Here is a 10,229-nt window from a genome sequence, read left to right as displayed (position 1 = left end):
TCCTGTACAAGCAGGCCGTTGTTGTTGAGTGTCGTAGAGCCGCCTGCCCCGGAACTGCGCAGGGTCAGCATTCCTTGTGGAATATTGATTTCCAGTAATGGCAAGCCTTTGGCATTCACTGCACTGGACCTCAACGTCATTCCCAGCACCAGGTTCTGAATAAACGCCGTATCGATCATGGCGTAGTTGATGAATACCTGACCGCCCGAAACTATAAATGGCGCACGGAGCTGACCCGTCACTTCGTCGATGATGGCGAAGCGTTGCGCGAAGGCCAGAATCTCCGAGGTGTCGCCGTCAGATCCAAATGCGAGGCCCGCCATGACCTTGCGCCCACCCACGATGGTTTCGGCCTTGATCGTGGTTTGGGCTGACACGCGCCCATTCACATCGACCACGGCCTTACTGACCTGCTCCACCGAGGCGGAGTTTTGGTTGAGGTTGACTTGCAGCTGCTCGGTTTTCATTGCCAAGGCTTCTTCAGCCGTGGCGCGCACCCTCTTCTCCAGCGCGAAATTGGCCGTTGAGTTCCACGCCTCCAAAGCACTGGCCAGTTCACCTTCGCCCGAGTCACTGCGCGCCTCTGCCCGCAACGACTCCAGGCTGCTGGCCGTGGCCACAATCTCACCATCGATGCGCGCCACTTCACCGCTGAGGGTTTCCAGCGCCTGGGTGTTGCCTGACACGCCCTCGCCCACGTCGACCAGTTCGCCTTTCAGTTCCGTGATGCGCTTGGCGGCGACTAAATCGTTGGTGGCCACCACCTTTTCAAGGCTCGACAACCCGGCCTTGTTCTGGCCGACCTGTGCTCCGAACGTAGTCACCCGCTCCGAAATCGCCTCGTCTTCAGTGGCCCGCACACGCCGCTCAACAGCCTGATCCGCCGTGGATTGCCAGCTCTTGAAAGCGTCGGCCAACTCGCCCTCGCCCGTGTCGGCGCGCGCCGCTGCCCGCAAGGCTTCCAGCGATGACGCTGATGCCGTGACCTTGCCGTCGATGTCCTCGATGTGGGTGGTGTTCTGGTTGACCTGAAAGGCCAGACCATTGGCGGTTTCGAGGATCTCGCCGATGTCCCTCCAATAGACCGGGTTGGGCGGCGGTGTATCGAGCGGCACGTCTTGAAGCGCTTGATAGATGTGCCGTCCTTCGCGAGCGTTTTCGCCGACCTTGTAGGTCTGCTTTGGATCGTAAATGAAGGTGTCGACCAGGCCTTCGACCTTGTCGCCGAGTTCCTTCACCTGCCCTGCCAGCTCCTTGACTGAACCCGGGCCATCACCGGTGATGAGCTCAATGTCCTTCCTCAACTCGGGATAAAGTGCACTCGTGCCGATTTGCCCCGCGAAGTACTTCTCGTATTCCGTCTGCTCAGAGCTTGGCTGGCCACTGATCCCGAACTTTTCCGGGAACCACGGCCCGACATTGCCGGTGCGATCCACCAGCCGCGCCCAGAAAAACAGGCTGGTACCGGGCACGATGTTTTGCAGCTCATGCCGCGCTTGCGGGTAAGCGTAATCGCCAAGCTTGGTCGCAGACTCCCGATCATTGGCCGTGTTCTGCCAAATCTCGGTGCGCTGGGTGTCTTCTGCACCCGGTGGAAAGCCCCAGTTCAAGCGAATGCCGTAGACCAGGCTTTCAGTGGTCAGGTGCGTGATGGCAGGTGGTAATCCAACTTTACCGTTGAGCACCACCTCCGGGCTTACCCCCCAAATCGAGGCGACATCCATGGCGTTTACTGAGCTGACGCGCGCAAGGTAGCGCCCGCTGTAGATGCCTTCGACTTCGGCTCCGAGACTGCCGGTGCGCGGCAGACGCACCCAGTTGCCGCTGTCTTTGCGCCATTCGACGTTGTAAGCAATGGCACCCGGTGCTGACTCCCAGGTGATGCGCATGCTGGTGACAGCGATCCCTTGCGACACCACGCTGCGCGACTCCAGCGTAATGCCCGTGGGTGGCGCCATCACGCCGGGGGGAATGATGCTGGTCGGCTGCGGATCAATCCGGGCGCCTGTGTCGATGGCCGTGTACTTCAGCGGTTCATGCTGGGTTGCGGCGATCTTGAACTGGTGAAGCCCTTGCGGCTCGATGGTCTGCACCCGAAAACGCATCACAGCCAGGTCAGCGCTTTCCACGGACCAACTGCACTCAGGTTCTGGCTGCTCGGAATAATCCGCCATGACGGTGACCAAGCGACCTGAAACCGATTTAACGATACGCCCCTCGGATTTACCGCTGGGCAAGTTGATAATCAGTCGATCCTCTTGGTGCACTTCGGCATCGATGTCCAGGGTAATCACCCGCTTGGTCGCCGCGCTGATGCGCCCACCGTTCGGGCGCCCCGAGAACATCTCGTCCGCCACGCAGATGATTTGCCCAGGCTCAACGTTTCGGCCTTCCATACCGGTGGTGAACGTGACAGACCATTCTTCGTACTGCTCGGACTTCAGCGCCCATATGCCGTGGCGAATGGCTTCGCCCTCGACCGTGCAACCGAAGCGCGAGATGTCGAGCATGCGGTGGCCAAGCGCGCCGATTAAGTCGTCGTTGGTGACCGGCGCCGGTTGAGTTTTGAATTCGTTGTCCGGGTTGTCCCAGGCAACCTTGGCCCGCGTGTGCCGATCCGGGAATGCAGCAGCAACGTACTCAAATTCGCCAATGATGTTGGAGCGGGTGAATACGTAGCCGTCTTCGTTGCCCGGTATGTCCGCCACCATCGTGACTTGCGAGCCATTCCAGCAACTGCTGCCCCGGAACACACTGGCCAGGTCAGACAGCAGTGCGTAGCCCTCAATGGCGTCCTGAATGTAGACGTTGGTGGTCATGCGCGGCTGTAAGCCGCCTTTGCCATCGGGCACCATCACATCGCAGTAACGGCCAATTTCGTACAACGTCCAGTGATCGACCATGTCGGCGGTGATACGGCGCCCCAGCCCGTAGCGGCGATGCAACAGCAGGTCACGCCAGACCCACACCGGGTTGTTGGTGTAGGCCAGCTTGAACGTGCCGTTCCAGTCGCCTGTGTAGGTGCGTGATGGCGGGTCATAGTTGGTGGGCACCTGAACGATGCGGCCGCGCATCAGGGCGCTGAACTTCGGTGTGTCCTGGAACTGCTTGGCATCGAACTGCAAACCGCCGAGGGCCAGGTTCGGGTAGCGCAGCTTTTTGTCGATGACTTCGGTGAAGCCTTTAATTCGCATCAGGTCCGCCCAATTCGAATCATTACGATTGGGTGTGAGCCTGCGCACGCGTACCAGCGCGCTGTTGAACCCTTCCGGCAGGTCGATGCGGTGGGTGCGCTCGTATTCAGTGGTGCCTTTATCGTTCAGCGTGGCCGAGAGCACGGTTTGATAGCTACCACCGTCGACGGAGAGGTCGATGGCGTAATCAATGCGATAGCCCACTTGGTCGCCGTTGGTTTTAATCTCCCAAATCTGCGGCCATGACAGGCGAATACGCACGGCCGACAGTTGCTGGTCGGTAATGGCGCGCGTCCAGGCGTTATCGGATTTCAGCTCGACCGGCAGACCTTGCGAGGCTTCGTTCTCGATGGATGGGAAGCCTGCAATGTGTTCCTGATCCACGGTGCCAGCGCGAAAATCCCACACGGTGCCGGGGAAGTTTTCACTGCCATCCGGCGAAACCAAAGGCGTGCCGTTGAGCTTGATTGACCTGTTGCCATCCACCGGCCCGACAATCGGCCCTTCGCTCAGTGCGTACAGCAGTTTGACCGTGGCCACTGACAACGCGCTGTCAGGCGCCTTGTACGGGGTATAGGGCTTGGATTCGCCGCCCTTCGCGCCTGTAACGCGGGCAGCAAGAATCCGGCGCCGACGCTTTGCAGCGGGCGCTGTTGCAGACTTGGCCATAGTTTTTCCTTACTGCTGATCTTCCGAGAAGATGCCAGCGGAGATGAGGGCGCCGCCAATGTCGCGCTCGCCGTAGAGCAGTGGTTTGCAGCGGCCTTGGGCCATGGTGGTGACAGCGCCGCCGAACGCATAGGAAGGCCGGTTGCCGTCGCCCTCCTTGTCCAAAATACCCGCCGGGGATGGCGACATGCTCATGGCGATACCGCCGATCATCAGGCCCGCACCGGCTGCGACCAGGTAGTACTGCTGAGTGACGGCGCCAATGACCACCAGCGCGAGGCCTGCAATGGTGGCGAACAAGCCACCGCCTTTGCTGCCAATCACGATGGGCGCAATGCGGATGGGTTCGACCGTGTCCTGACGCATGGCCACTTCGTCTTCGCTGAGGTTTTTTTTGCCGCGAAAAATGGCGTAATTCAAGCCGCGCTCTTCGGAAAACCGCAAGAAGCGCTTAAAACCGGGGATTTTCACGCACAGGGCGTGGATCGCCTCGGCGCCAGAGGCCACGGCTAAGTGATGCACGCGCCCGAACCGGGCACCCAGCACGCCATACAACATCACCAGCACCACCAACGGTTGCGGGCGAATCATGGTTTTCATGGCCATCAGGCAACCTCCGGCATGCGTTGGTGCCGAAGAATCAGCACGGTGTAGTCGGCCCACATGCCGCCGTATACATCGCGGGTGGATTTTTTGTTGTAGCGGTGGTGCAGGAAGGTGCCAGGGGCCGGGTGAACATCCGGCTCGCTGGCCAGCAGGCCGTCATCGAGGTAAATACCCGCATGGTTGGGTGCGTCAGCGTTGATCTGCATAACGATCATGTCGCCCTTTCGCGGCACAGATACCGGATAGAACCCGGCGTCTTCATAGTACTTCTCGTAGAGGCTTTCGCCGTCGTTCCACCAGCCGTCCCGGCGCGGATAGTTCGGCAGTTCAATGCCGTGCTCGCGCTCGTAATAGTCCCGGCACAGGGCGTAGCAGTCGAGCAGACCGTGGCCAAATTCGCGCCCAATCAGCGGTGCCTGATAGCCGCAGGGCTTGAACTCGAAGTACTCGCCCGACGGCCAACTGACGATGCCCCACGGTTTTTCGTGCAGCTCGCAACTGACCCGATCGGTCATGCTCGGCAACGGCGGCACGTCCGGGTGGCTGTGAATGATCATCGTCACATCGCCGCGATCTTCGGCATCGCATTTGTCGGCCGGGTTGATGATGAAGTGCTCGCTTGGGGTTTTGGCATCGTTGCGGCACGGCACGTACTTCAAGCGGCCCGCCTCGCGAATCACCACCCCGCAGCTTTCTTTGGGAAATTCAGCGGCCGCATGGGCCTGAATCTGTTTGAGCATCGTTTTGTTCATGGGCTACCTATCCAATCAGCGAAGCGCCTGGCACCCCGCCAAATGGCAGAGGATTGCCGCGACCGTGGCGTATCTCGCAATCACTCGGGCGACCGCCGCAACGATCAAGCGCAGGGTCATCCACCGGATTGCCGTCGAGGTCGAACATCTTGATACCGGTGTAGTTGCAGTCCGGCCCGCGATACTCGCCCCAGAGGCACCACTCGCAGCGGTTCATGATCAGGCCACCGGGGAGCTTCTGCCCTTTCACGGCAGTGGGCGGCGCCAGGGAAAACAGCACCTCTTGGCGTCCCAGGCTGGTGACCTGATTTATGTAGGAGATATCCAGCTTTTCCATGCTGCTGGCCCCCGGGTTGCCCTCGGGGAAGTTCGCCGCATCGAGGTACTTGGCGTAGGTCTGCCGCACCGTGAGCTTGACCCCGCTCATGCCCTGAAACTGGCGGCACAGCGCGGTGATCGTGCCGTCGATGTTACTGATCTTGAGCATCGGGGTTGACGAGTTGCCCTCCACGCTGCGCCCAAAGCCGCCCGTTTCGTAGGGTCTGGGCAGGTAGGCTTCACCCTTCCAGATAATCGGTGTCGACTGCTGATGCGCGTGAAACCGCAGAATGCCCATGCCGCGCGCTTCGCCATCCAGCTCAATAAGCTGGATCAGGGCGCCCGGCTCCAGCTTCTGGTTGTCCAGAGTGATCATGGGTTGAATACCTGCTGAAATTTGGTTGAAAGCACGAAAGTCCCGCCTCCAGCTGGTTTCAAGTTCCAGCCTCCCGACGTAATAAACATGCCAGGATCATGCAGCGGGGGCGTCCACTTAAAATGAGTAACGCCCTTGTGCCGCCTGAAGAACTCAAGAATCGGCTTGATGTAATCCTCGCGACCCATAAATGAAACAGGCCAAGAAGTTGATAAGTTGTTAATACCGACCGATATGCGCTGGCTGTAGCCGTTGTTGAATTTCGACTCAAGAATGCTCGGCTCTTCATCGCCCGAGCTGCCAAGTTGGGCTCGCCATGTAAAAGCCTCAGCCATTACTGATTCCTCCGGTTGCTAGGGTCGAGAAGTCCGTTTTGCCCCTTCTCTTGTTGGATGACACTGCGGGCGATCTTTGGCATTTCGGATCGAACAGTTGCCAAAACAGCAATACCCATCTGCTCGTAGCCTTCCGTTGCGCTTACAGATCCGCCTGAGCCATCACCGCCGACATAGATTTTTATTTCTGGTGCCGCCATTGCTGCGCTTGATCCGCGCACAGCCGAAGCCGATGCCGGCGATGTAACTGCCGACACATCTCCCTTTCGCAGTGCCTCAACCGCGGCAACGCCGCCGAACCGCTGAATGTCTTTTTGGCTCCAGACAACTTCGCCTTTGTGCACAACGCCCGCTTCCTCGTGCACCCCTCCTGGCCCGGTATATCCGCCACCAGAAAAGCCGACACCCGCAATCGAGGCAACGTTTGCTGCTGCCACAACACCAGCGGAGACAGCTAAAGCCATGCCGAGTGGGTAAGGCTGGACAGCCAAGGCGTTCTGCACTGCAACAAACCCCTGCATGGTTGCTTGAGCAATAGCCGCCGCCTTGCCAACCGCCGCCAGCTTTTTGTTGCCTGACTGGCTCAGCGTTGCCATATTTCCGAAGAAGTCAGCGCTTGAAGTGATGATCGCCGCGTTTTTAGCGCCTTCGATTTTCGTTAGACTTTCGCGTGATTGCTTATGGATATTGGCGACACGCTCGGCGTAGGTGGCTTCGTTGACACCTTTAAGATCCAGGTAAGCGCGCTGCTTCTCCAGCTCCATAGTGCGCCACGCGTCTACCTTGGCCGCCTCGTCATTCAGGCGCTTTATCTCGCCGTAAGCTCCACCTGCCGAGGTATCGAGCCCGCCAAGCTGCGGGGCTTCAGAGACGCCCTCCACAGTCCCTGGCTTCAGAGATGCTTTAAGGTTTACATCGCGTATCTTGATCATGGTTTCAAGGCGCTTGACGGCCTCGAAGTTGCCTTGACGCTCGTACTCGACCAACTGCGCGGCATCATCAATGCTCGACTTGAGCGTGTTGGCTGCCCGCAGCTGCCCGGTCAGGGTCAGCAGCTGAACCTGATCATTTTGCGCCTCGTTCATTTCCTTGGTCTTGGCCAAGACTGCTGCGTAATCACGCGAAGCCTGCCCCAGGGCGACGCCGTACTGCTCTTGCGTGATTTTCCCTTTCGATAGCGCAAGCTTTAGTTTTTCTTGAGCCTCAGTTAAATCACGCACCGCCTGAGCTGCTGGATCTGCCTTCTTGTACAGCTCATCGAAGGCAGTCATGGCCGCGTTTAGCGCGCTTTTACCACTGTCACCTTTCGGGGTTTTCGTCTTGTTTGGCGTGGTGCCGGCATTGATCTGGGCTGCAGCCTCATCTGCCAGCTGCTGCGGAGTTTTTCGGGGAGCAACGGGCGCTGCTGGTGCAATACCGCCATTGGTCAGCAGCCCATAACCATTAAGGTTCTGCTGCACATCAGGCTTGGCAAGCAGTGATGCGTAGGAGGCTGCAGCGACCTTCTCTATAGCTGTGATTTGACGCTTCGAGCTTTCCTCGGCAGATTTCGCCGTTTCTGTGTCAGCCTTTTTCTTGGCCGCTGCGAGATCCTCAGCGGCCTGCATGGCGGTGTAGCTCGCCACCATCAGAACCTTCAGGCGCTCCTGCTCAGCCTTATTGCCGTCCCGCACCGCATCTTGATACTTGCCCAGCAAATCCGTCTGCGTAGCAATGCGCTTTGCTTCTTCGATTTGCGCGGGCGCCGCCCCCATCTTGCGAGCGGTGTATTCAGCTTCAGCAGCAGCGTTAGCGCCTATCAGGTCGCGAGCCTTGGTGAGCTGCTCGATGTACTTATCCCAAGCGGCGGCGCTTACCTTTTGATTATCCCCGGCCTTAGATTGTGCCGAGGCCAGCCGGTCAGCGCTTCCTGCTGCCTGATTGGATGCGGTTGCAACTGCGTTAATGCGATCGCCGTACCCTTTAGCGCTTTGAATATTTCCGGTGTAGGCAGCCGATAGCTCTTCAATTGAGGTCTTGAATCTCCCTGATACCGACTTGTTCTCTATAAGCCATTTGGTCAAATCGTCGAGGGTTATCTTCCCGGCCTTAACCTCTCCAATCAGTAAATTAAAAGCAGGGGCGCTATCAGAAGAAATTGCGCTTCGTGCAACGTTTGCGTATTTGGCAAAAGCTGTAGAAGCATCATCTAACGCAGCCTTTTGAGCCTCGGCCCACTTAGATTTCTGATTGCGCTGCTGGGATGCTTCTAGTTGATTGAATTTATCAATTGTCTCATCAAGCGCTAGATGCTGATCGATAAGGGATTCGGTCGCCTTATCTGTGCCTGACGCAAGGTAGATCATTCCGCCAGCTACCGCTGCCAATCCGAGTGTAACCGCCCCAATAGGGCCGCCCAGCGCTGACAGTGCAAGCGAACCGGCAGTGCGAACTGCAACCCCTCGCTGCTCGGCTGTGTTAAGCGCGTTCTGCGCCGCTGTCTGAGCAGTTAGCAATACCGCGCCCTCTGCCCTTGCAGCGTTGAGGCCTACAGTTTGTTGACCAACAGCCGCGCCTGTAGCTAGCTCCGCCTGGCGAGAGACCGCCAGACGTGCTTCAGCTGCCGCAAGCTGCGCAGTAATCGTCGCCTCGGCTGAGCGGATCTCGGCTAGGCGCGTATGAGATGCGGCCAGCCCGGTATTGTTGATTTGCGCTTGCATGCGCTGAACTTCAAGTCGACGGTCAGCTGCAAGCTGAGTCGACACGGCTTTCAGTTGGCGGACGCTGGCCAGCTCTGATTGCGACGAAGCCATGGCCTCGCTGCGCGCGTAAATAGCTCTGGCTAGGCCAGCCTCCGTAGAGGCCACCACTACGCTTTGAATGGCAACAGCCTCGGATGCTGCGGCCATTTCTGAGCGCTTCGCTGTGACAATCTGCTGATTGGCCGCCGATATATCGCCATATCTAGCCTTAATTGTCATAGCCAGAGAGCTGACAAGCCCTCCTGCAACCTTTGCGGCATACGCTCCAGTGACCGCCATTAAGGCATCGGTATTTGTAACGACCGCTTTTAGTCCTGACCCGCCAACCGCGACAACTTGGCCTATCCCAGCGGCTATGCTTTGAATGCCATCAATGACCTTGGGATCAGCCAATGATGTAGCCAGCGCATCAACAGAGCTAATCAGAGGATCAATATCCACCTGCCCAACCGCTGCAAGGAAATTGTTCTTTAGCGCGGTTGATGCCTGCTCGAAACGGCGCGGCATTCGATCCAGCTCTTCATTGAGCGATGAAAGCGAACGCAACAGAGCGTTAGTTACAACCTCGGCCGTGATCTTGCCCTCGGCAGCCATGGCTCGAATCTGACCATTGGTAACGCCAAGATAGTCAGCAAGTGCGCGCGTGATGCGCGGACCTTGCTCCATTACGGAGTTTAATTCCTCGCCGCGCAAAGCACCGGCCGCCAAGCCTTGCGAAAGCTGAATAGCGGCGTTAGACGCCTCCTGCGCAGTGGCGCCTGAAACAACAAATGCCTTGTTGATAGCATCCGTTACGTTTAGCAGCTGATCTTGACTGTAGCCGACACCCTTCGTTGCGTTGGCAAGCCGCGTGTACAGTGAGACGGTCGACTCAAGAGAGCTGCCAGTGTTGTTAGCCATCCCAAGCAGCTGGCTGAAGGCTTGTGAAGCGGCTCCGGTGGAGGTGCTGACCAGTGCTAGGGAGCCTTGCATGGATTTGAAGGCATCGGTTAGGCGGATAATTTCCCGCGCAACCTGCCCAGCACCCAGCGCTGCGAATGCGGCGCCAGCGGCACGCGCCGCATTACCTGCGCCACTCATAGATCGGGCAGTCTGGTCGCCAACAACATTCAAGTTGTTGAGTGTGATCCGTAGCTGCTCGCCATTTCTTTGAGCCTGCCTTGAGTCAATGATCACATCTAAGCGGCTGGACTGCTGAGCCATTACTTTTCTCCGGGCGAAAAAAAACCCGCAAGGTG

The 10,229-nt window shown here is 58.2% G+C and carries 6 protein-coding genes; all 6 read right to left on the bottom strand.

What is annotated here, in order from left to right; genetic code table 11:
* Positions 1 to 3,863 (bottom strand): TipJ family phage tail tip protein (gene gpJ, locus ACP7A4_RS21875; protein WP_426248267.1); only part of this gene is annotated, 3,863 nt, incomplete at its 3' end.
* A gap of 9 nt (positions 3,864 to 3,872) precedes the next feature.
* Complete coding sequence (locus tag ACP7A4_RS21870) at positions 3,873 to 4,469, bottom strand: tail assembly protein (protein WP_426248266.1); 597 nt, start codon at positions 4,467 to 4,469, stop codon at positions 3,873 to 3,875.
* A complete protein-coding gene (locus ACP7A4_RS21865; RefSeq protein ID WP_426248265.1) occupies positions 4,469 to 5,221 on the bottom strand; it encodes a C40 family peptidase in 753 nt (250 codons plus the stop codon). Before ACP7A4_RS21865 ends, ACP7A4_RS21870 begins: the two co-directional genes overlap by 1 nt.
* 7 nt (positions 5,222 to 5,228) lie before the next feature.
* A complete protein-coding gene (locus tag ACP7A4_RS21860) occupies positions 5,229 to 5,915 on the bottom strand; it encodes a phage minor tail protein L (RefSeq protein ID WP_095007920.1) in 687 nt (228 codons plus the stop codon).
* A complete protein-coding gene (locus tag ACP7A4_RS21855; protein WP_047282156.1) occupies positions 5,912 to 6,250 on the bottom strand; it encodes a phage tail protein in 339 nt (112 codons plus the stop codon). The genes ACP7A4_RS21860 and ACP7A4_RS21855 overlap by 4 nt, the downstream gene beginning before the upstream one ends.
* Positions 6,250 to 10,194, bottom strand: coding sequence for a tape measure protein (locus ACP7A4_RS21850; protein WP_426248264.1), 3,945 nt, complete (start codon positions 10,192 to 10,194; stop codon positions 6,250 to 6,252). Before ACP7A4_RS21850 ends, ACP7A4_RS21855 begins: the two co-directional genes overlap by 1 nt.
* Between the last annotated feature and the right edge of the window lie 35 nt (positions 10,195 to 10,229).

Origin of the sequence: Pseudomonas sp. TWR3-1-1, from assembly GCF_049896545.1 — a bacterium.
Taxonomy (GTDB): Bacteria; Pseudomonadota; Gammaproteobacteria; order Pseudomonadales; family Pseudomonadaceae; genus Aquipseudomonas; species Aquipseudomonas weihenstephanensis.
This window is presented reverse-complemented; position numbering and strand designations above follow the sequence as displayed.

Bases quoted from the DNA above. Each gene is read 5' to 3' on its own strand.
- ACP7A4_RS21860 (WP_095007920.1), bottom strand. From the start codon at position 5,915: ATGATCACTCTGGACAACCAGAAGCTGGAGCCGGGCGCCCTGATCCAG.
- ACP7A4_RS21865 (WP_426248265.1), bottom strand. From the start codon at position 5,221: ATGAACAAAACGATGCTCAAACAGATTCAGGCCCATGCGGCCGCTGAA.
- ACP7A4_RS21850 (WP_426248264.1), bottom strand. From the start codon at position 10,194: ATGGCTCAGCAGTCCAGCCGCTTAGATGTGATCATTGACTCAAGGCAG.
- ACP7A4_RS21855 (WP_047282156.1), bottom strand. From the start codon at position 6,250: ATGGCTGAGGCTTTTACATGGCGAGCCCAACTTGGCAGCTCGGGCGAT.
- ACP7A4_RS21870 (WP_426248266.1), bottom strand. From the start codon at position 4,469: ATGGCCATGAAAACCATGATTCGCCCGCAACCGTTGGTGGTGCTGGTG.